Source organism: Streptomyces sp. ME02-8801-2C (assembly GCF_033793965.1).
Classification (GTDB): Bacteria; Actinomycetota; Actinomycetes; order Streptomycetales; family Streptomycetaceae; genus Streptomyces.
Window position 1 is genome coordinate 672,957 of sequence record NZ_JARAXP010000001.1, and the last position, 20,224, is coordinate 693,180.

General features: G+C 70.9%; 14 protein-coding genes and 1 pseudogene. 10 read left to right on the forward strand and 5 right to left on the reverse strand.

Annotated features, from left to right (window positions below):
- Nucleotides 1–82: 82 nt before the first annotated feature.
- From PV396_RS02915 to PV396_RS02930, 4 genes and pseudogenes are all read left to right on the forward strand, one after another.
- Nucleotides 83–1,666 (forward strand): ABC transporter substrate-binding protein, encoded by a 1,584-nt coding sequence (locus PV396_RS02915; protein WP_319199977.1) that lies wholly within the window; start codon nucleotides 83–85, stop codon nucleotides 1,664–1,666.
- Nucleotides 1,663–2,616 (forward strand): ABC transporter permease, encoded by a 954-nt coding sequence (locus PV396_RS02920; protein WP_319199978.1) that lies wholly within the window; start codon nucleotides 1,663–1,665, stop codon nucleotides 2,614–2,616. The genes PV396_RS02915 and PV396_RS02920 overlap by 4 nt, the downstream gene beginning before the upstream one ends.
- Nucleotides 2,617–2,912: 296 nt before the next feature.
- Nucleotides 2,913–3,317 (forward strand): annotated as a pseudogene (locus PV396_RS44985) (ABC transporter permease subunit); the annotation flags it as partial.
- Nucleotides 3,260–5,008 (forward strand): ABC transporter ATP-binding protein, encoded by a 1,749-nt coding sequence (locus PV396_RS02930; RefSeq protein WP_416071329.1) that lies wholly within the window; start codon nucleotides 3,260–3,262, stop codon nucleotides 5,006–5,008. The pseudogene PV396_RS44985 and the gene PV396_RS02930, both read left to right, overlap by 58 nt.
- Before the next feature lie 9 nt (nucleotides 5,009–5,017).
- Here the strand turns inward: PV396_RS02930 and PV396_RS02935 are convergent, their stop codons facing one another.
- Nucleotides 5,018–6,418, reverse strand: a complete 1,401-nt coding sequence (locus tag PV396_RS02935) for a M1 family metallopeptidase (protein ID WP_319199981.1) — start codon at nucleotides 6,416–6,418, stop codon at nucleotides 5,018–5,020.
- 190 nt (nucleotides 6,419–6,608) lie between these two features.
- On the opposite strand from PV396_RS02935, the gene PV396_RS02940 reads away from it, so the two are divergent.
- Both PV396_RS02940 and PV396_RS02945 read left to right on the forward strand, forming a co-directional pair.
- On the forward strand, nucleotides 6,609–8,096 hold the full coding sequence (locus PV396_RS02940; RefSeq protein WP_319199982.1) for a 3' terminal RNA ribose 2'-O-methyltransferase Hen1: 1,488 nt from the start codon (nucleotides 6,609–6,611) through the stop codon (nucleotides 8,094–8,096).
- Nucleotides 8,093–10,696, forward strand: a complete 2,604-nt coding sequence (locus PV396_RS02945; protein ID WP_319199983.1) for a polynucleotide kinase-phosphatase — start codon at nucleotides 8,093–8,095, stop codon at nucleotides 10,694–10,696. The genes PV396_RS02940 and PV396_RS02945 overlap by 4 nt, the downstream gene beginning before the upstream one ends.
- A 137-nt stretch (nucleotides 10,697–10,833) precedes the next feature.
- On the opposite strand, the gene PV396_RS02950 is transcribed toward PV396_RS02945, so the two are convergent.
- The gene (locus tag PV396_RS02950; protein WP_319199984.1) at nucleotides 10,834–11,730 is read right to left on the reverse strand and encodes a hypothetical protein; all 897 of its coding nucleotides are present in this window, start codon (nucleotides 11,728–11,730) and stop codon (nucleotides 10,834–10,836) included.
- A complete protein-coding gene (locus tag PV396_RS02955; RefSeq protein ID WP_319200635.1) occupies nucleotides 11,727–12,728 on the reverse strand; it encodes an SPFH domain-containing protein in 1,002 nt (333 codons plus the stop codon). The genes PV396_RS02950 and PV396_RS02955 overlap by 4 nt, the downstream gene beginning before the upstream one ends.
- 186 nt (nucleotides 12,729–12,914) lie before the next feature.
- Here PV396_RS02955 and PV396_RS02960 point away from each other — a divergent pair, with 186 nt between their 5' ends.
- Nucleotides 12,915–14,141 (forward strand): arginine deiminase, encoded by a 1,227-nt coding sequence (locus tag PV396_RS02960; protein WP_319199985.1) that lies wholly within the window; start codon nucleotides 12,915–12,917, stop codon nucleotides 14,139–14,141.
- Nucleotides 14,142–14,261: 120 nt separating this feature from the next.
- The gene (argF, locus tag PV396_RS02965) at nucleotides 14,262–15,269 is read left to right on the forward strand and encodes an ornithine carbamoyltransferase (protein WP_319199986.1); all 1,008 of its coding nucleotides are present in this window, start codon (nucleotides 14,262–14,264) and stop codon (nucleotides 15,267–15,269) included.
- A gap of 208 nt (nucleotides 15,270–15,477) precedes the next feature.
- On the opposite strand, the gene PV396_RS02970 is transcribed toward argF, so the two are convergent.
- On the reverse strand, nucleotides 15,478–15,936 hold the full coding sequence (locus PV396_RS02970; protein WP_319199987.1) for an ATP-binding protein: 459 nt from the start codon (nucleotides 15,934–15,936) through the stop codon (nucleotides 15,478–15,480).
- Nucleotides 15,937–16,216: 280 nt separating this feature from the next.
- Here PV396_RS02970 and PV396_RS02975 point away from each other — a divergent pair, with 280 nt between their 5' ends.
- Complete coding sequence (locus PV396_RS02975; RefSeq protein ID WP_319199988.1) at nucleotides 16,217–17,047, forward strand: enoyl-CoA hydratase family protein; 831 nt, start codon at nucleotides 16,217–16,219, stop codon at nucleotides 17,045–17,047.
- Nucleotides 17,044–19,386, forward strand: a complete 2,343-nt coding sequence (locus PV396_RS02980) for a bifunctional salicylyl-CoA 5-hydroxylase/oxidoreductase (RefSeq protein ID WP_319199989.1) — start codon at nucleotides 17,044–17,046, stop codon at nucleotides 19,384–19,386. Before PV396_RS02975 ends, PV396_RS02980 begins: the two co-directional genes overlap by 4 nt.
- 9 nt (nucleotides 19,387–19,395) lie before the next feature.
- Here PV396_RS02980 and PV396_RS02985 read toward each other — a convergent pair whose 3' ends face one another.
- Nucleotides 19,396–20,211, reverse strand: a complete 816-nt coding sequence (locus PV396_RS02985; protein ID WP_319199990.1) for a PaaX family transcriptional regulator C-terminal domain-containing protein — start codon at nucleotides 20,209–20,211, stop codon at nucleotides 19,396–19,398.
- Nucleotides 20,212–20,224 lie beyond the last annotated feature (13 nt).

Sequence of the window (20,224 nt, forward strand, 5' to 3'; positions counted from 1 at the left end):
GCCGCGACACTCCACCACCCGCCCCACCCGCCCCACTCATCGCCAACCCAACGCACACCCCGTAGAGACCCGAAGGATTCCCATGAACGACTTCTCCGCCCTGCGCCGGCGCGGCTTCCTCACCGCCGTGGGCGGTACCGCCGCGCTCGGTGTGCTCGGCCTCGCGGGCTGCGCCGACTCCTCGGACGACACCTCCGAGGGCAGCGGCTCCGGCAGCGGTACGCCCAGACGGGGCGGGCGGCTGCGTGCCGCCTTCGCCGGCGGGGGTGCCAGCGAGACCCTTGACCCGCATCTGGCCAGCCTGTTCGCCGACGCGGCCCGCGCCAAGGCGCTGTACGACAAGCTCGCCGACTACGGCGCCGACCTCTCCGCGCAGCCCCGCCTCGCTCAGAAGTGGGAGGCCAACAAGACCCTGGACCGCTGGCAGGTCACCCTGCGCCGGGCCACCTTCCACAATGGCAAGCCGGTCACCGCCGAGGACGTGCTGTACAGCTACCGCCGGATCGCCGACCCCGACCAGACGTTCCGCGCGAAGGCCTCCCTCGAGCCGATCGACCTCGACGCCAGCCGGGCCACGGGCCCGAACGGGATCGAGTTCGTACTGAAGCGGCCGACCGCCGAGTTCCCCAACGTCCTGGCCGCGTTCGGCGCGTACATCGTGCCGGCCGGTGCCACCGGCACCGACTTCGACACCAAGCCCGTCGGTTCCGGGCCCTTCCGCTTCGTGTCCTTCGCGCCCGGCCGGTCCGCCGTGTTCAGCCGCTTCGACGACTACTGGGAGGGCGCACCGCACCTCGACGAGATCGAGTTCGTCGTCGCCAACGAGGAGTCGGCGCGGGTGAACGCGCTGCTCGGCGGGCAGGTCGAGTACGCGCATGAGCTGAACCCGACCACCGCCCGGGCCCATGAGGGCAAGGGGCAGATCGACATCGTGCGGCTGCGCAACAGCTCCATGCAGGGGTTCGCGATGAAGACCGACCGGGCGCCCTTCGACGACAAGCGCGTCCGCGAGGCCTTCTTCCTCATCGCCGACCGGCAGGAACTCGTCGACGGCGCGCTGTCCGGCGCGGGTGTCGTCGGCAACGACCTGTTCGGGAAGGGGTACGAGTACTACGCCGCCGACCTTCCGCAGCGCGCCCAGGATCTCGACCGGGCCAAGGCCCTGCTGAAGCAGGCCGGAGCCGAGAACCTCAAGGTCGCGCTGGACACCTCGACCGTCGCCGCGGGTTTCACCGAGGCCGCCGGGATCTTCCGCGACCAGGCCGCGAAGGCCGGCGTCACGATCGACGTGAAGATGGGCAGCAAGGACACGTACTGGAGCGACGTCCTCGACAACGGCACGATCTGCTGCTACCGCTCCGGCGCCATGCCCATCGAGGCCCACATCTCGCAACGGCTGCTCACCGACTCCACCACCAACGCGACGAAGTGGCACCACAAGGACTTTGACGCGCTCTACCAGCAGGCCCAGTCGACGAAGGACAAGACCGAGCGGACCGCCGTGTACGAGCGGATGCAGCGTCGGCTGTACGCCGAGGGCGGGTTCCTGGTGTGGGGGTTCGCCGACTGGATCATCGGAACCGCCAGGAATGTCAAGGGAGTTGAGGTGAAGGCGCCCGCCAACTCGCTCGACTGGGCGCGGTTCGACAAGGTCTGGCTGGCGTGAGCGGACTGCGCTCCTTCGTCGTCCGGCGGCTGCTCCTCGGCGGCGCGCAGACCGTGGCTGTAGTGCTGCTGGTCTTCGCGCTCACCGAGGCGCTGCCGGGCGACGCGGCCGTCGCACTCGCCGGGGACCAGCCCGACCCGGCGCGTGTCGCGGCCATCCGCGAGGCCATGCACCTCGACCGGCCCGCCCACGAACGGCTGCTGGACTGGGCGGCGGGCCTCGCCCACGGGGACTTCGGTACTTCGCTGACCTCGGGGCGCCCGGTCAGCGGGTACATCGAGAACGGGTTCGGTCCGACCCTGTTGCTCGCGACCATCACCGTAACCCTGTTGATCCCGCTGGGAGTTGGGCTCGGCGTGCTGGCCGCACGGCACGAAGGGCGGCTTGTGGACCGGCTGGTCAGCTTCGTCACGCTGAGTGTGTACGCCGTACCGGAGTTCGCCCTCGGGGTGCTGCTGGTGACCGTCTTCGCGCTCCGGCTCGGCTGGCTGCCGCCGACCGCCCTCGGCTACGGCACCGACCTGCTCGCACACCCCGCCGCACTGGTCCTGCCCGTCCTGGTCCTGCTGTCCCGGCCGGTCTGCTCACTGTCCCGGCTCGTACGCGCCGGCATGGTCGACGCGCTGAACTCGCCGTACGTCGCCCAGGCGCACCGGTACGGCATCCCGGGCGCCCGCGTCCGGTACGCCCACGCCCTGCCCAACGCCGTCGCCCCGGCGGCGCAGCAACTCGCCCGCACCGTCGACTGGTTGCTGTGCGGAGTCATCGTCGTGGAGGCGCTGTTCGTGATCCCGGGCCTGGGCACCGTCCTGATGAACGCCGTCGCCGAACGCGATGTGCCGGTCGTGCAGGGGCTGGCGGTGGTGTTCGGCGTACTCACCGTCGTCCTCAACCTGGGCGCCGATCTTGTCGCACACCGCTTCGCGCCCCGGGCCGGGGTGGCCGCGTGAAGGGCCGTTCGCGTTTCGTGCTCGGGGCGGCCGTCATCGGCGTACCCCTCGTACTCGCCCTGCTCGGGCCGTTGTTCGCGGGTGAACCGGGTCCGCGGGCGGTGTCGTTCACCCTCGGGGGCGGGCACTGGCTCGGCACCGACTTCGTGGGCCGGGACGTGTGGCAGCAGGTGCTGCACGGCGGCCGACCGGTGGTGGTGACCGCGCTCGCCGCGACGGCGCTCGCCTACCTCGTGGCAGTGCCGCTCGGTCTCATCGGCGCGCTCACCCACCGGAGTTGGCTGGAAGAGCTGCTGATGCGGCCCCTGGACGTGCTGATCGCCGTGCCCTCACTGCTGCTGATCCTGCTCGTGGCCTCGGTGCTCGAGCCGGGCACGGTCGGACTCGCCCTGCTGGTAGCGCTGGCCAACATCCCGGACGCGGCCCGGATCGTGCGCGCGGCGGCAGCGGAGGCAGCCGCCCGGCCGGCCGTCGAGGCGCTGCGTATGCAGGGCGAGACCTGGTGGCGCATGGCCGTCGGCTATGTGGGCCGCGCCATCCTCCGCACCCTCGCCGCCGACGCGGGTATCCGGCTCACCGGCGTGCTCTACCTGGTGGCCACGGCCGCCTTCCTCGGCGTCGGGGTCGCGCCGGATGCCGCCGACTGGGCGGTCATGGTGGACCGCAACCGCACCGGGCTGTTCGTGCAGCCCTGGGCCGTGGTCGTGCCCGCGCTGCTGATCGTCGCGCTGACGACGGGCAGCAACCTGCTCTTCGACGCGGCGCTGGACCGGCGTCCCGGCGGCGACAAGCGACCCGGCGACGCCCGACGTACCGCCGAGAAGGGACGACCGGCATGAACGCCCCCGTCAGTGCTCCTCTCGACACTCCTGTCGCCGAGATCGAGAACCTCCGCGTCGAGATCGACGGCCGCGCCCTCGTCGACGGCGTCAACCTCCGTGTCCTGCCCGGCCGGGTGACCGCCCTGGTCGGCGCATCCGGCAGCGGCAAGACCACCACCGGCCTGGCCCTCCTCGGCGAACACCCTCCCGGCGCCCGGGTGTCGGGTGAGATACGGGTGCCCGGGGGCGGGCCGGTCGGCCATGTCCCCCAGCATCCCGCCGCCGTGCTCAACCCCGCTCGCCGGGTGGGCGCCCTCCTCGACGACATCGCCCGCGAACAGGTCCGGGACCTGCCCCGCGCGGCACGCCGGACAGAGGCTCGCAGCCGCGTGCTGCACGCTGTGGCGAACGCCCAACTACCGGACGGAGAGGCCCTGTTGCGCCGCTACCCCCATCAGCTCTCCGGTGGCCAGCAGCAACGGGTGGTGCTGGCGCAGGCGTTGCTGCTGGGGGCCAGGGTCGTCGTCGCGGACGAACCCACCACCGGCCAGGACGCGTTGACGAAGCGCCGCATTGTCGACGAGCTGACAGCCGTCGTCGCCCAGGGCATCGCGTTGGTCCTGCTCAGCCACGATCTCGACGTCGTCCGCGCACTGGCCGACGAGGTGCTGGTGATGCGTGACGGAAGGGTCGTCGAATCGGGCCCGACGGAACGCGTGTGGCTCGCGCCCCGCCATGCGTGGACCCGCGAACTCCTCTCCCAGCAGGCACAGTTCGGAGACAACAGCGCCGACGGCACCGATGGCGGCGCTCACGGACCGACCGGCACCCCCGTCCTGCGCGTCCGAGACCTCACCGCCCGCCACCACCGCACCCAGGTCCTCCGCGTCCCCGAACTCGGCCTCCACAAGGGCGAATGTCTTGCCGTGGTCGGCCGATCGGGCAGCGGTAAGACCACCCTCGCCCGCTCTCTCGCCGGGCTCCACCGGGCTTACGACGGCCAGGTCATCCTCGACGGCCGTCCCCTCCCGCGCAGCCTGCGCGAACGTGACCGGGGTCAACTGGCCGCCGTGCAGTACGTGTTCCAGGACGCACGAGCCGCGTTCGACGAGTACCGGCCCGTTGTCGACCAGGTCGCGCGGACGGCCGTACGACTGCGTGGCACCGAAGCTCCGGACGCCCGGGCAGCGGCCCTCGCGGCCCTCACCGGACTGGGCCTCACCGAGGACCAGGCACATCGTCTCCCCGGTCGGCTGTCCGGCGGCGAACTCCAACGTGCCGCACTTGCCCGGGCGTTGCTGGCCGAACCCCGCGTCCTCATCTGCGACGAGATCACCTCGGGCCTCGACACGGTCACCCGGCGCGGTCTGCTGGACATCCTCGCCGGACTCCGGCGAGGACGCGACGACCTGTCCGTCGTACTCATCACACACGACCTGGACACGGCGGCACTGGCCGACCGGATCGTCGTGCTCGATGCCGGTGAGGTGGTCGAACAGGGTCCGGCGGCAAGGGTGTTGACCGCACCCTCGCACCGGTTCACCAAGCGGCTGCTGGACGCGACGAAGTAGCGGTGTGGGTCACTTGATGCGGTACTGCTTCCAGAAGGGGGTCAGGTCCTTGTTCGTCATGGACTGGGCGGCCTTCTTGAAGTCGGCCGTGGTGGAGACGCCGTACCAGTGGTCGTGGGCGTACCGCTTGAGGAGTCGCGCCATGGTGCCGGCCCCGAGCGTACGCTCCAGATCAGACAGGGCGCAGGGGCCCGCCATGTACACGACGTGGTACTCGCCGCGGTGCGTGGACCAGTACGCCATCGAGTTGGTGAGCGCGGCGCCATCGCTCGGCCAGTTGTCCTCCGACCAGCAGCCGACGGTGTCCCAGCCGTAGAAGCGGGCGTTGGCGTACTGGGCGAAACTCTCGTCCAGCCAGGGCGAGTTGTACTCGTCGTTGCCCACGATGCCGTACCACCACTGGTGGGCCACCTCATGGACGACGGCGCCGACTTCCTCGGTGGTGCCGAGGATGACCAGCCCGGGGTACTCCATGCCACCGCCGAACCCGGGCGTCATCACGAGGTCGATCTCGCCGTACGGGTAGCGGCCGAACTCCTTGCCGAACCGGTCGATGGCGGCCACGCCGTCCTTGCGGGTGAGGCGGACACCCGCGGCGGGCGTGTTCGGCGACCAGTACGACTTCACGCGCACACCGCCGGGCGAGGTCTCGGTCGCGGTACGGAACGGTCCCGCCGCCCACGCGAAGTCCCGCACCCGCTGGGCGACACTGTGGGTGACCGTACGGCCGGGCTTGCCGGGACGGGTCCAAGTGCGGCCGGTCGCCGGGACCTTGAGGGACGAGGGGTGGTCGAGGCGCACCCGGAAGTCGCTCGCCAGCGCGTAGAAGCTCTCGCCGGTCGACACATACGGATCGAGGTGCCAGCCCGACGCGTCGTGCACGGCGAGGACGGGCAGCGCGTTGCCCAGGAAGCGGAACGCGCCCTCGCGGCCGAAGCGGTTGTTCCTTTCGGGCACGGCGATGGACACGTCGAAGGCGATGGCCGTCCGCTCGCCGCGTGTCAGCGGCTTCGGGAGGGCGATGCGCAGCGTCGTGCAGTTCACGGTGAGCCGGCCCGGAGCGCCACCGCGCACCTTGGACACCCGGACCGGGGACGGTTTGCCGGCCGCGCCGCACCCGTCTTCGCCATTGCCCCACAGCCGTACGTACACCTCACGCAGGGGGCGGCTCGAGGCGTTGCGGAACGACACCCGCTGCCGGCCCGTCCAGTGGGAGCCGTCGGCGTCGCCGCGCAGCTTCACGTCGTAGTGGGGACGGTCGGGCGTCGCGGCCCCGGCGGCGGGCCGCGCCTTGACGCCGGTGGCCGTGCCCGCCTCCGCCACAGTGGCGCCCGCCGCCGCGAGCAGCGCCAGCAGGACGACCAGCAGACGACGACCGGTTCTTGATGACCACGCGGGCAACGATGACATGGCAGCGGATCTTGTCACGACGACGCGGCACATGGCCCCGGCCTGCGAGAAGAGAGAGGAACGGCTCCGCTTCGGTCCCGGGGTGCGCGCCGCCGACGAGGGAAAATGCCTGAGTGAGCCGGGTCCGTTCCCTGTACGTTGACGCACAGCAGACATCCAGTTCAATCCCTTCACTGAGGCCTGGCCCACCGTGTTCCTGACGATCAGCACCACCGGCACCCCCGAACGCCCCGCGACCGACCTCGGCTACCTGCTGCACAAGCATCCCGACAACGCGCAGACGTTCTCCACCTCCTACGGCACCGCGCACGTCCTCTACCCTGAGGCGTCCGCCGAGCGCTGCACGGCCGCGCTGCTGCTGGAGGTCGACGCCGTGGCGCTGGTCCGGCGCGGCAAGGGCAAGGGACGAGGAGGCGCACCCGACGCGGCACTCGCCCAGTACGTCAACGACCGCCCGTACGCGGCCTCTTCGCTGCTCGCCGTCGCGCTCAGCGCGGTGTTCAGCAGCGCGATGAAGGGCCAGTGCCGGGCGAAGCCCGAACTCCCCGACCAGGCACGTCCGTTGAGCATCGAGGTGCCCGCGCTGCCCGCCCGGGGCGGCGCCGACCTCGTACGGAAGCTCTTCGAGCCGCTCGGTTGGACGGTGACGGCCGAACCGGTCGCGCTGGACTCGGAGTTCCCGGACTGGGGCGACTCCCGGTATGTGCGTCTCGTCCTCGAGTCGGACACGCTGACCCTCGCCGAGGCGCTGCGTCACCTGTACGTCCTGCTGCCGGTCCTCGACGACGCCAAGCACTACTGGGTCGCACCCGACGAGGTCGACAAACTGCTGCGGGCCGGCGAGGGCTGGCTGCCCGCGCACCCGGAGCAGAAACTGATCACCAGCCGCTATCTGTCCCGCCGTTGGTCGCTGACCCGGGAGGCGATGGAACGGCTGGAGCTGGTCCGGCTGGCCGAGGCCGACGACAGCGACGTCGAGGAGATCGACAACGCCGTCGAGGACGAGACGGAGACCGAGGAGAAGCCGACTTCCCTCTCCGTGCAGCGCCGGGACGCGATCATCGCCGCGCTGAAGACGTCCGGGTCCGCCCGGGTGCTCGATCTCGGGTGCGGGCAGGGCCAGTTGGTGCAGGCGCTGCTCAAGGACCCGGCGTTCACCGAGATCGTCGGCGTCGACGTGTCGATGCGCGCGCTCACCATCGCCTCACGGCGGCTGAAGCTGGACCGGCTGGGGGAGCGGCAGGCCTCGCGCGTCAAACTGCTCCAGGGTTCGCTCGCCTACACCGACAAGCGGCTCAAGGGGTACGACGCCGCCGTGCTGTGCGAGGTCGTCGAACACCTCGACCTGCCCCGGCTGCCGGCCCTGGAGTACGCGGTGTTCGGCGCGGCCCGCCCGCGCACGGTCCTCGTGACGACGCCGAACGTCGAGTACAACGTGCGCTGGGAGTCCCTCCCGGCCGGCCACAGCCGCCACAGCGACCACCGCTTCGAGTGGACGCGCGGGGAGTTCCGCGCCTGGGCGCACGCGGTGGCCGAACGGCATGGATATCAGGCGGAGTTCGTGGCCGTCGGCCCCGACGACCCGGAAGTGGGTCCGCCCACACAGATGGCCGTGTTCACGATGAAGACCGACACCACCGACAGGACCGTGAACGAGAAGGAGGCGAAGGCAGCATGAGCACGATCGAGAGCGACGTCGAGAACAGCGGCGAGAGCGTCGAGAAGAAGGGGCGCGTGCTGCCCGTCACCGATCTCTCCCTCGTCGTGCTGATCGGGGCGTCCGGCGCGGGCAAGTCCACCTTCGCCCGGCGGCACTTCAAGCCGACCGAGATCATCTCCTCGGACTTCTGCCGCGGCCTGGTCGCCGACGACGAGAACGACCAGAGCGCCTCCGGTGACGCCTTCGACGTCCTGCACTACATCGCCGGCAAGCGACTCGCGGCGGGCCGCCGTACGGTCGTCGACGCGACCAACGTCCAGGAGAGCGGCCGGAAGCAGCTGATCGAGCTGGCGCGGCAGTACGACGTACTGCCCATCGCCATCGTCCTCGACGTCCCCGACGACGTGTGCGCAGACCGCAACGCCAAGCGCACCGACCGGGCCGACATGCCGCGTCGGGTCATCCACCGCCACATCCGCGAACTCCGGCGCTCTCTACGCCACTTGGAGCGCGAGGGATTCCGCAAGGTGCACGTCCTGCGCGGTGTGGAGGAGATCGACAGCGCCGAGGTCCGTACCGAGAAGCGCTTCAACGACCTGACCCACCTCACCGGCCCCTTCGACATCATCGGCGACATCCACGGCTGCGCGTCCGAACTGGAGTCGCTGCTCGGCACGTTGGGCTACGAGGATGGGGTGCACCCGGCCGGCCGTACCGCCGTCTTCGTGGGCGACCTCGTCGACCGCGGCCCGGACAGCCCGGGCGTCCTGCGCCGCGTGATGGCCATGGTCGGCTCGGGCAACGCCCTGTGCGTGCCCGGCAACCACGAGAACAAGTACGGCCGTCACCTCAAGGGCCGCAAGGTCCAGCACACGCACGGCCTCGCCGAGACCATCGAGCAGATGACCGGCGAGAGCGACGAGTTCCGGTCCCAGGTAAGGGAGTTCATCGACGGTCTGGTCAGCCACTACGTCCTGGACGGCGGACGGCTGGTGGTCTGCCACGCCGGTCTGCCCGAGAAGTACCACGGCCGTACGTCCGGCCGGGTCCGCTCGCACGCGCTGTACGGCGAAACCACCGGCGAAACCGACGAGTTCGGCCTGCCGGTGCGCTACCCGTGGGCGGAGGACTACCGGGGCCGGGCGGCCGTCGTCTACGGTCACACGCCTGTCCCGGAGGCCAGTTGGCTGAACAACACCATCTGCCTCGACACCGGTGCCGTCTTCGGCGGCAAGCTCACCGCGCTGCGCTGGCCGGAGCGGGAACTGGTCGACGTACCTGCGGAACAGGTCTGGTACGAGCCGGTCAGGCCGCTGCGATCGGAGGCGCCGGGCGGGCACGACGGCCGCCCGCTGGACCTGGCCGACGTCCACGGCCGTCGGGTCGTGGAGACGCGGCACGCGGGCCGGATCACCGTACGGGAGGAGAACGCGGCGGCGGCCCTGGAGGTCATGAGCCGCTTCGCGGTGGATCCGCGGCTGCTGCCGTACCTGCCGCCCACGATGGCTCCGACGGCGACTTCCCAGGTGGAAGGCTATCTGGAGCACCCGGCGGAGGCGTTCGAGCAGTACCGGGCGGACGGTGTCGAGCGGGTCGTGTGCGAGGAGAAGCACATGGGGTCGCGGGCGGTGGTCCTGGTGTGCCGGGACGCGGAAGTGGCCCGGAAGCGGTTCGGTGTGCACGGCGGAGGTGCCGGGGACGACGCGACCGGTCCGACCGGCGCGCTGTACACCCGCACCGGGCGGCCGTTCGTCGACGACCCGACGGTGACCGAGGAGATCCTCGGCCGCGTACGGTCGGCGGCGGACACGGCAGGCCTGTGGGACGAGCTCGCCACCGACTGGCTGCTGCTGGACGCCGAGTTGATGCCGTGGTCGCTGAAGGCGACCGGGCTGCTGCGGTCGCAGTACGCGGCGGTCGGCGCCGCCTCCGGGGCGGTGTTCCCGGGAGCGCTCGCCGCGCTGGAGGGGGTCGCGGCGCGGGGCATCGACGTGGGGGACCTGCTCGCGCGCCAGCGTGAACGGGCCTCGGACGCCTCGGCGTTCACGGCTGCCTACCGGCGTTACTGCTGGCCCACGGAAGGGCTGGACGGGGTCCGGCTGGCGCCCTTCCAGGTCCTCGCGACGGAGGGACGCAGCCTGGCGGGACTGCCGCACGATGAGCAACTCGCCCTGCTGGACCGGCTGGTGGAGAACGACGGTACGGGTCTGCTGCAGACGACGCGGCGGCTGTACGTCGACACCGGCGACGCGGAGTCGGTGCGGGCGGGTGTCGACTGGTGGCTGGAGATGACCGGGCGGGGTGGTGAGGGCATGGTCGTCAAGCCGCTGGGCGGGGTGGTGCGTGACGGGAAGGGGCGGCTGGTGCAGCCCGGGATCAAGTGCCGGGGGCGGGAGTATCTGCGGATCATCTATGGGCCGGAGTACACGCGGCCGGAGAACCGTGGTCGGCTGCGGGGACGGTTCCTGAATCACAAGCGGTCGTTGGCGATCAGGGAGTATGCGCTGGGGTTGGAGGCGTTGGATCGGATGGCGGAGGGGGAGCCGTTGTGGCGGGTGCATGAGGCGGTGTTCGGGGTGTTGGCGTTGGAGTCCGAGCCGGTGGATCCGCGGCTTTAGGGGGTGGGGGGTGTTTTTCGCCCCCGCCGCCCCTACCCGTCCCATCCCGTTCCTGGGGGCTGTGCCCCCAGACCCCCCTCCGGCCCTGAACGGGCCTTGTCCTCAAACGCCGGACGGGCTGATGGTGCGGGCCGGCGCTAGAGGAGTCGGAGTCTGTCCGCGCACACCCCCACCCGGACCGTCTGGCCCCATGTCAGTTGGACCGCGTCCTGTTCCATTCCGTCGCCGAAGGCGACCAGGCGTTCCGACTCCACTGTGAGGTGGAGGCCGGTGCCCGCCGCCAGTTCGCCCGCCACCAGGGACGTTCCCGTGGCCGGGGACGGCCACGCCTCCCGTACGAACCACAGGAGGCGGTCGTCGGTGGGGCGGGGCAGGGGCAGGGTGGCGCCGCGTTCCTGCCACACCGAGCGCAGCCATCCGCTCGCCCCGGTCCCCGTCCCCACCAGCACCCCGGAGGAGGCCTGGGCCTCGACGGCACCCCTGTCGTCGTCGAGACCCAGGCGGTACCGGACCGTCTGGTGGCCGGGTGCCCCCAGGTAGATCTCGTTGAGGGCGACCAGCCGCTGCGTGTCGTCGGCCACCGCCTCGACCATGGTGAGTTCGTCGGCGCCGGTGCCCTGCGCGAGCGCTGCGGGCAGCAGGCCCGCCACGGTGTCGGGCCTGTGCCGCACCAGCACGCCGGGGTTGCGCCCGGGATCGGTGTCGACCCCGACAACCGGCTGACCCGTGAGGTACTTGGCGACATTCGCCACCAGCCCGTCCTGCCCGACCACGACGATCACGTCCTCGGGGCCGAAGAGGAAACGGTCCAAGTCGGCCCGCTCCACCTGGGTCTGACGCCAGGTCAGGGGAATCGCCGCCGTCACCTCCGCCATGGACCGACGGGTCAGGCGGTGGCGTTCGGCGATCTCCTCGATGTCCCGGCCCCGCGAGCGCAGAAAGAAGGCGGCCTGGCCGTGCGTGCCGTGCCGGGCCACCAACTCCTCGTACTCCGTGGTGCGATGGACCAGGACGGCCCGGGGAGCGAGACTCACTGCTGTGCTCCGCCCAGCCTGGCGAGCAGGCCGGTCAGTACGTCCGGGGACACCGTCACGCTGTCGATTCGGGGCAGGTTCTCCGCGAGCCGTGTGCCCGTCAGGGCGTGCAGCAGCGTCACGTCCGCGTCGGCGTGGGCCTGGAGCCACGCCACCTGGGCCTGGGCCCGCGCCTCGCCCACCCCGCGCACACTCTCGGCCTCCGCCTCCGCCAGCCGTATGACGCGCGCCGCCTCGGCGTCCGCCCTTACCGCGTCGGCCGCCGCGTACTCCTCGGCTTCCCGGCGGGCGTTCGTACCCCGCTGGTCGACCAACTGCTCCTCCCTGCAGGCGAGTTCGATCTGGCTGGCCAGTTCGTTCTCCGCGATGGCCCGCTCGCGCTCCACCGCCACCGCACGGCGTTCGTACGTCGCCCTGTCGGCCTCCTGCTGGATCTGCTCGCGGGCGGGAGTTCGCAGCGCCCGCTCCACCTCGGGCTCCGGCCGCAGCGCCACCACCCGCACCGCCACGACCTCGATGCCCGTGGCCGGCAGCCGTGGCTCGGCGGCAAGCCCCGCCGAGACCCGTTCCCGCACCGACGCCACCCCGTCGACCAGCGCGGACGACAGTGCCGTACGGGCGAGGACGTCCAGAGCGTGCTGCTGGGCCGTCTCCGTCAGCAGGGTCGCCAGCTGCTCCAGGGGCGCGCTCCGCCAGACCCCGGTGTCCGGGTCGACGGAGAAGTCGAGGCGGCCGGCGGCCAGGGCGGGGTCGCTGATGCGGTAGGTGACTGTCGCCTGGACCGTCACATCCTGGAAGTCGGACGTACGGGCGTGGAAGGTCATCGCCAACTCCCGGTCGTCGACCGGGACTTCCGAGAGCGTGGCGGTCAGCGCGCGGAACCAGAAGCTGAGTCCGGGGCCGTCGTGAGCCAGTCGGCCGGAGCGGTGGTGGCGGATGTGGGCCGTGGGTGTGCCGCGCAGATGGCGCCAGCCGAAGCGCCGGGTGATGTCGGCCATGTGCCTGTCTTCCATTCCCTCGTGGTGGGGCACCACTTGTCGTCACATGGACGATATGCGGTCGACCTGCTTATCGTCAAGAGGACGAGATGGGGGAGGGGGAGGGAGGAGCGGGAGGGGGAGGGTTATCGCACATATACCGTCGACCAGCGGGTGAACAGGGTGCGAAGTGGTCAGGATGGAGGCATGGGATTCCACGTCGACTCCGAGGCCGGGCGGCTGCGCCGCGTCATCCTGCACCGGCCGGATCTAGAGCTCAAAAGGCTCACCCCCAGCAACAAGGACGCCCTCCTCTTCGACGACGTCCTGTGGGTGCGCCGGGCGCGCGCCGAGCACGACGGCTTCGCCGATGTCCTGCGTGACCGGGGCGTCGCCGTCCACCTCTTCGGCGACCTGCTCACCGAGGCCCTGGCGATCCCGGCGGCCCGCACCCTCGTACTGGACCGTGTCTTCGACGAGAAGGAGTACGGGCCGCTCGCCACCGACCATCTCCGGGCCGCCTTCGAGAACCTGGCCGCCGCCGAGCTGGCCGAACTCCTCGTCGGCGGCATCACCAAGCGCGAGTTCCTCGCCGCGCACGCGGAACCGACCTCGGTCCGCTTCCACGTCATGGACCTGGACGACTTTCTCCTCGGCCCCCTCCCCAACCACCTCTTCACCCGCGACACCTCCGCCTGGATCTACGACGGCGTCTCCATCAACGCGATGCGCTGGCCCGCGCGCCAGCGGGAGACCGTGCACTTCGAGGCGATCTACCGGCACCACCCGCTCTTCCGTGACGAAACCTTCCGCCTCTGGTCGGAGGGGCAGGCGGACTACCCCTCCACCATCGAGGGCGGCGACGTCCTCGTCATCGGCAACGGCGCCGTACTCATCGGCATGAGCGAGCGGACCACGCCCCAGGCGGTCGAGATGCTCGCGCACAAGCTCTTCGCCGCCGGTTCAGCCGAGACGATCGTGGCGCTCGACATGCCCAAACGGCGCGCGTTCATGCACCTCGACACGGTGATGACGATGGTCGACGGTGACACCTTCACCCAGTACGCCGGACTCGGCATGCTCCGCTCGTACACCATCGAACCGGGCGTGGGAGACAAGGAGTTGAAGGTCACCGACCATCCGCCGGAGCACATGCACCGGGCGATCGCCGCCGCGCTCGGGCTGAGCGAGATCCGCGTCCTGACCGCGACCCAGGATGTGCACGCGGCGGAGCGCGAACAGTGGGACGACGGCTGCAACGTCCTCGCCGTCGAGCCGGGCGTGGTCGTCGCGTACGAGCGCAACGCGACCACGAACACGCATCTGCGGAAGCAGGGGCTCGAGGTGATAGAGATCCCCGGCAGTGAGCTGGGGCGGGGGAGGGGTGGGCCGCGCTGTATGAGCTGTCCGGTGCAGCGGGACGCGGTGGTGTAGCTCCTCCCGTCCGTAGCCGGGCTTCCTTGGCCGCATAGAAATGTAAGTCGTCGTATAGACTTCCATTCGTCTGTTGTTGCGATGTCATGTAAGTCCTGCCGGATCACCTGGAGCGTCCCCATGGCGACTGTCCCGACCGCCCTCGCCGGGCGCCACTTCCTCAAGGAGCTCGACTTCACCGAGGAGGAGTTCCGGGGGCTCCTCGACCTCGCCGCCGAGCTGAAGGCCGCGAAGAAGGCCGGGGCCGAGACGCGGTACCTGGCGGGGAAGAACATCGCGCTGATCTTCGAGAAGACCTCGACGCGTACTCGCTGCGCGTTCGAGGTCGCGGCGGCGGACCAGGGCGCCTCGACGACGTACCTGGACCCGTCGGGCTCGCAGATGGGGCACAAGGAGTCCGTGAAGGACACCGCCCGGGTGCTCGGGCGGATGTACGACGGGATCGAGTTCCGGGGCGACAGCCAGGACGCGGTGGAGGAGCTCGCCGCGTACGCGGGCGTCCCGGTGTTCAACGGTCTGACCGACGACTGGCACCCCACCCAGATGCTGGCCGACGTACTGACGATGACCGAGCACACCGACAAGCCGTTGAAGGAGATCGCCTTCGCCTACCTGGGCGACGCGCGCTTCAACATGGGCAACTCGTATCTGATCACCGGCGCGCTGCTCGGCATGGACGTACGGATCGTCGCGCCGCAGGCCTACTGGCCCGCCGAGGGCGTCGTCGCCGACGCGCGGAAGCTGGCGGAGGCGAGCGGTGCGCGGGTGACGCTGACCGAGGAGGTGGCGGAGGGGGTGCGGGGTGTCGACTTCGTCGCCACCGACGTGTGGGTGTCGATGGGGGAGCCCAAGGCGGTGTGGGCGGAGCGGATCGCGGCGTTGGCGGGGTACGCGGTGACGATGGATGTGCTGCGGGCGACGGGGAACGCGGATGTGAAGTTCCTGCACTGTCTGCCGGCGTTTCACGATCTCGGTACGAAGGTGGGGCGCGAGATATACGAGACGTACGGGCTGGAGTCGCTGGAGGTCACGGACGAGGTGTTCGAGTCGGGGCACTCGGTGGTGTTCGACGAGGCGGAGAACCGGCTGCACACGATCAAGGCGGTACTGGTCGCGACGCTGGGCTGAGGTTCGTTTTCTCGCCCCCGCCGCCCCTACCCGTCCCATCCTCCTCGGGGGCGCTGCCCCCGAACCCCCGCTCCTCAAACGCCGGAGGGGCTGATTTTCAGCCCGTCCGGCGTTTGAGGACGAGCGCGTTCAGCGCGAAAGCGGGGGTCTGGGGGCGGCAGCCCCCAGGAAGGGATGGGACGGGTAGGGGCGGCGGGGGCGAAAACCCTTACGCCCGGTGCCACTGGGCCGGTACCACCGGGACCCTGAACCACACCGCCTTGCCCGACGCTGTCGGCCGGTGTCCGCACGACGAGCTCAGCGTCCGAATCAGCAGCAGCCCCCGCCCATGCTCCTGCCAAGGATCCGGCTCCTCGTACACCGGCCGCGTCAGATTCCCCGGCGGCGCCGGATCGGGATCGTGCACCTCGACCTGACAACTGGTCGGCAACAGCTCCACCACCAGCTCTATCGGCGCGCTGCCCGCCGTATGCTCCACCGCGTTCGCCACGAGCTCCGCGGTGAGCAGCTCCGCCGTGTCACAGTCCGCCGCCGCGTGTTCCAGCTCGGCCAGTGCCGTGCGAACCAGCGCGCGGGCGACAGGCACCGCCGCTGCGGTGTGCGGCAGCGCGATACGCCAGGAGGCGGGGACGGGGGCGGGGGGTTCTTGCACGGCGGTTCCGTTCATGGAGCAGGCTGTCCTGCTTTCAACAATGGGAATGGTACGGCGGGGTCCGGCAGAGGCGCTGGTCGGGCGCCGAGGGGACCTTCGGCCCCGCTCACCGTCGACTTACCCAGACCAACGGCCCGTCTCCCTCGCCCACTCCCACTGTTACCGCGCTATCGACACCTCGTGACGGGACCGGATCACACCCACCGAACCACCTATATCGCGCCCTCGTGACGACAGTCACGGACAGATGATAAATTCATGCGAAGCCGTCCCCCGTTCGCCGAGGAGACCGCGCATGAGTCCCTTCACCGGCTCGACCCCCCGCACCTCCGCCTGGCGTCACCTCCGCCTCGACGTCACCACCACGGGCGTGGCCACGGTCACCCTCGCCCGTCCCGAGAAACTCAACGCCCTCACCTTCGGCGCCTACGCCGACCTGCGCGACCTGCTCGCCGAACTGTCCCGGGAGAGGACGGTTCGGGCGTTGGTCTTGGCGGGGGAAGGCCGCGGGTTCTGTTCCGGCGGTGACGTCGACGAGATCATCGGCGCCACCCTGGCCATGGACACCGCCCAGCTGCTCGACTTCAACCGGATGACCGGGCAGGTCGTACGGGCCGTACGGGAGTGCCCGTTCCCGGTGATCGCGGCGGTGCACGGGGTGGCGGCGGGCGCCGGTGCGGTTCTCGCGCTGGCCGCCGATTTCCGCGTCGCCGATCCGTCCGCGCGGTTCGCCTTCCTCTTCACCCGGGTCGGCCTCTCCGGCGGTGACATGGGCGCCGCCTATCTGCTGCCCAGGGTGGTCGGGCTCGGCCACGCGACCCGCCTGCTGATGCTGGGCGAACCTGTCCGGGCGCCGGAGGCGGAGCGCATCGGCCTGATCAGCGAGCTGACCGAGGAGGGCCGCGCCGACGAGGCCGCCCAGACGCTGGCCGGCCGCCTCGCCGGGGGCCCGGCGCTGGCCTACGCCCAGACGAAGGCGCTGCTCACCGCCGAACTGGACATGCCACTGTCGGCAGCCGTCGAACTGGACGCCGCGACCCAGGCCCTCCTCATGACCGGCGAGGACTACAGGGAATTCCACGAGGCGTTCACGCAAAAACGCCCCCCGAAATGGCGGGGCCGATGAGACCTCCCTCCCGGGCGGCGGACTTGGCGACAGCGGGCTCGGGGACAGCGGACGCAGGGGCGGCGGACCGCATCGCGATCATCGGCGGCGGCCCCGGCGGTCTCTACGCCGCCGCTCTCCTCAAACGCCTTCGCCCCGATCGCGACATAACCCTCTGGGAACGCAACGCCCCCGACGACACCTTCGGCTTCGGAGTCGTCCTCTCCGACGAGACCCTCGGCGGCATAGAGCACGCCGACCCTGTCGTCTACGACGCCCTGCGCCGGCACTTCACCCGCTGGGACGACATCGACATCGTCCACCGCGCCACCCGCCACACCTCCGGAGGACACGGTTTCGCCGCCCTCGGCCGGCGGCGGCTCCTGGAGATCCTGCACGCCCGCTGCCGCTCACTCGGCGTCGAGCTGCGCTTCCGTACCCGAGCGCCGGACCCGGCGCGGCTGGCAGAGACGTACGACCTGGTCATCGCCGCGGACGGCGTGCACAGTGCCACCCGCGAGGCCTACGCCCAGGAGTTCCGGCCCCGGGTGACCACCCACCGCTGCCGCTACCTCTGGCTCGCCGCCGACTTCGCCTTCGACGCCTTCCGCTTCGAGATCGCGGAGACGGAGCACGGCGTGATGCAGCTCCACGGATATCCGTACGCCGCCGACGCCTCGACCGTGATCGTCGAAATGCGTGAGGAGGTGTGGCGGGCGGCCGGTTTCGACGAGATCGACCCGCCGGCATCCGTCGAACGCTGCGCCAAGATCTTCGCGGACGCCCTCGGCGGACGGCCGCTGCGCGCCAACAAGTCGGCGTGGACCACCTTCCGTACGGTCGTCAACGACCGCTGGTCGCACGGCAACGTCGTGCTCCTCGGGGACGCCGCCCACACCGCCCACTTCTCCATCGGCTCCGGCACCAAACTCGCCGTCGAGGACGCCCTCGCGCTCGCCGCCTGCCTGGAGGAGCGGCCGACCCTGGCCGAGGCGCTGGCGTCGTACGAGGAGGAGCGGCGGCCGGTCGTCGAGTCCACCCAGCGGGCGGCCCGCGCCAGTCTGGAGTGGTTCGAGAACCTGCCCCGCTACCTCGACCAGCCGCCCCACCAGTTCGCGTTCAACCTCCTCACCCGCAGCCGCCGTGTCACACACGACAACCTGCGGCTGCGCGACCCGCGCTTCACCGCCTCGGTGGAGCGGGAGTTCGGCTGCCCTCCCGCCACCCCGCCGATGTTCACGCCGTTCCGGCTGCGCGGGCTGACCCTCCGCAACCGCGTCGTCGTGTCCCCCATGGACATGTACTCGGCCACGGACGGCGTCCCCGGCGACTTCCACCTCGTCCACCTGGGCGCGAGAGCGCTGGGCGGCGCCGGCCTGGTGATGACCGAAATGGTGTGCGTCAGCGCCGAGGGGCGCATCACTCCGGGTTGCGCCGGCCTCTACACGGACGGGCAGGCCGAGGCCTGGCAGCGCGTCGCCGCCTTCGTGCACGCGCGGGCCCCCGGCACCGCGATCGGCATCCAGCTCGGCCACTCCGGCCGCAAGGGTTCGACGAAGCTGATGTGGGAGGCCGTCTACAGCGCCGAGCCGCTGGAGGAGGGGAACTGGCCGCTGGTCGCCGCGTCCCCGATTCCGTACGGTCCGCGCAGCCAGACTCCACGCGAACTGACCATCGCGCAACTCACCGCGATTCGCGAGGAGTTCACGGCAGCCGCCCGCCGAGCCGCGCACGCGGACTTCGATCTCCTCGAACTCCACTGCGCCCACGGGTACTTGCTCTCAGGCTTCCTCTCCCCGCTCACCAACCACCGCACGGACGCATACGGCGGTCCGCTCACCGCCCGGCTCCGTTTCCCCCTCGAAGTCTTCGACTCCGTACGGGAGGTATGGCCCGAGGACCGTCCCATGACCGTCCGTATCTCGGCCACGGACTGGGCCGACGGCGGTACGACGGCCGAGGACGCCGTACCGATCGCGCGCGCCTTCGTCGACCATGGCGCCGACGCGATCGACGTCTCGACCGGTCAGGTGGTGGCCGACGAGCGTCCGGCGTACGGCCGTTCGTACCAGACCCCGTTCGCGGACCGGATCCGCCACGAGACCGGCGCCCCCGTGATCGCGGTCGGCGCGATCTCCTCCTGGGACGACGTCAACTCCCTGATCCTGGCGGGCCGTACAGACCTGTGCGCGCTGGCCCGCCCCCATCTCTACGACCCGAACTGGACCCTGCACGCGGCAGCGGAGCAGGGGTACGAGGGTCCGGGCGCCGGCTGGCCGGCACCGTACCGCGCGGGCAGCCGACGCCCGCGCACCGGGCGCACGGACACCCCCAAACCCCGGCTCACACTGGGGAGTTGACCCTGCGTGTCACAGTCCCGCGAAAGCGGCGCCCGCGTCCCGCAGTCGCGCGTGCAGCCCCTGGAAGACTGCCGCCGAGCGGACGCCCGGCCAGTCGGCCGGCAGCAGATGGGCGGGCAGGCCGGGGTCGGTGTACGGCAGGTGGCGCCAGGAGTCCAGGGCCACCAGGTAGTCGCGGTACGCCTCCTCGGGCGGGGTGTCCTCGCGCGACTCCCAGTCGTGCAGCACGCGCGCGTGACGGTCGAGGAACGCCTCGTGCTCCTTGGCGATCGCGGCCAGGTCCCACCAGCGGGAGACGGCCTCGGCCGTCGCCGCGAACCCCAGGTGCTCGCCGCGGAAGAAGTCGACGTACGCGTCGAGGTGCAGCCGCTCCAGGGTGTGGCGGGTCTCGTCGTAGAGGCGCGCCGGGGCCACCCACACGCCCGGCGCCGCCGTGCCGAAGCCGAGTCCGGCCAGCCGGGAACGCAGGACATGGCGCTTCTGGCGTTCCGACTCGGGGACGGAGAACACGGCGAGCACCCAGCCCTCGTCCTGCGGGGGAGGCGCGGCGGCGTACACACGCCGGTCGCCGTCCTCGAGCAACTGGCGGGCGTCCGGCGAGAGTTCGTACCCGGCCGCGCCCTGTGCCGTACGGGCAGGCAGGAGCAGGCCGCGCCGCTTGAGGCGGGACACGGACGACCGTACGGAGGGCGCGTCGACGCCGACCGCGGCAAGGAGCCGGATCAGCTCGGCCACGGGGACCGGGCCTGGCATGAAACGGCCGTAGGCGCCGTAGAGCGTGACGATGAGGGACCGAGGGGCGTGCTGTTCGGACACGTTGATCATTTTAGGCCGCCGG

Excerpts from the sequence above, each read along its gene's own strand:
- PV396_RS02915 (WP_319199977.1), top strand. The coding sequence starts at position 83 with ATGAACGACTTCTCCGCCCTGCGCCGGCGCGGCTTCCTCACCGCCGTG.
- PV396_RS02935 (WP_319199981.1), bottom strand. The coding sequence starts at position 6,418 with ATGTCATCGTTGCCCGCGTGGTCATCAAGAACCGGTCGTCGTCTGCTG.
- PV396_RS02945 (WP_319199983.1), top strand. The coding sequence starts at position 8,093 with ATGAGCACGATCGAGAGCGACGTCGAGAACAGCGGCGAGAGCGTCGAG.
- PV396_RS02955 (WP_319200635.1), bottom strand. The coding sequence starts at position 12,728 with ATGGCCGACATCACCCGGCGCTTCGGCTGGCGCCATCTGCGCGGCACA.
- PV396_RS02960 (WP_319199985.1), top strand. The coding sequence starts at position 12,915 with ATGGGATTCCACGTCGACTCCGAGGCCGGGCGGCTGCGCCGCGTCATC.
- argF (WP_319199986.1), top strand. The coding sequence starts at position 14,262 with ATGGCGACTGTCCCGACCGCCCTCGCCGGGCGCCACTTCCTCAAGGAG.
- PV396_RS02970 (WP_319199987.1), bottom strand. The coding sequence starts at position 15,936 with ATGAACGGAACCGCCGTGCAAGAACCCCCCGCCCCCGTCCCCGCCTCC.
- PV396_RS02975 (WP_319199988.1), top strand. The coding sequence starts at position 16,217 with ATGAGTCCCTTCACCGGCTCGACCCCCCGCACCTCCGCCTGGCGTCAC.
- PV396_RS02980 (WP_319199989.1), top strand. The coding sequence starts at position 17,044 with ATGAGACCTCCCTCCCGGGCGGCGGACTTGGCGACAGCGGGCTCGGGG.
- PV396_RS02985 (WP_319199990.1), bottom strand. The coding sequence starts at position 20,211 with ATGATCAACGTGTCCGAACAGCACGCCCCTCGGTCCCTCATCGTCACG.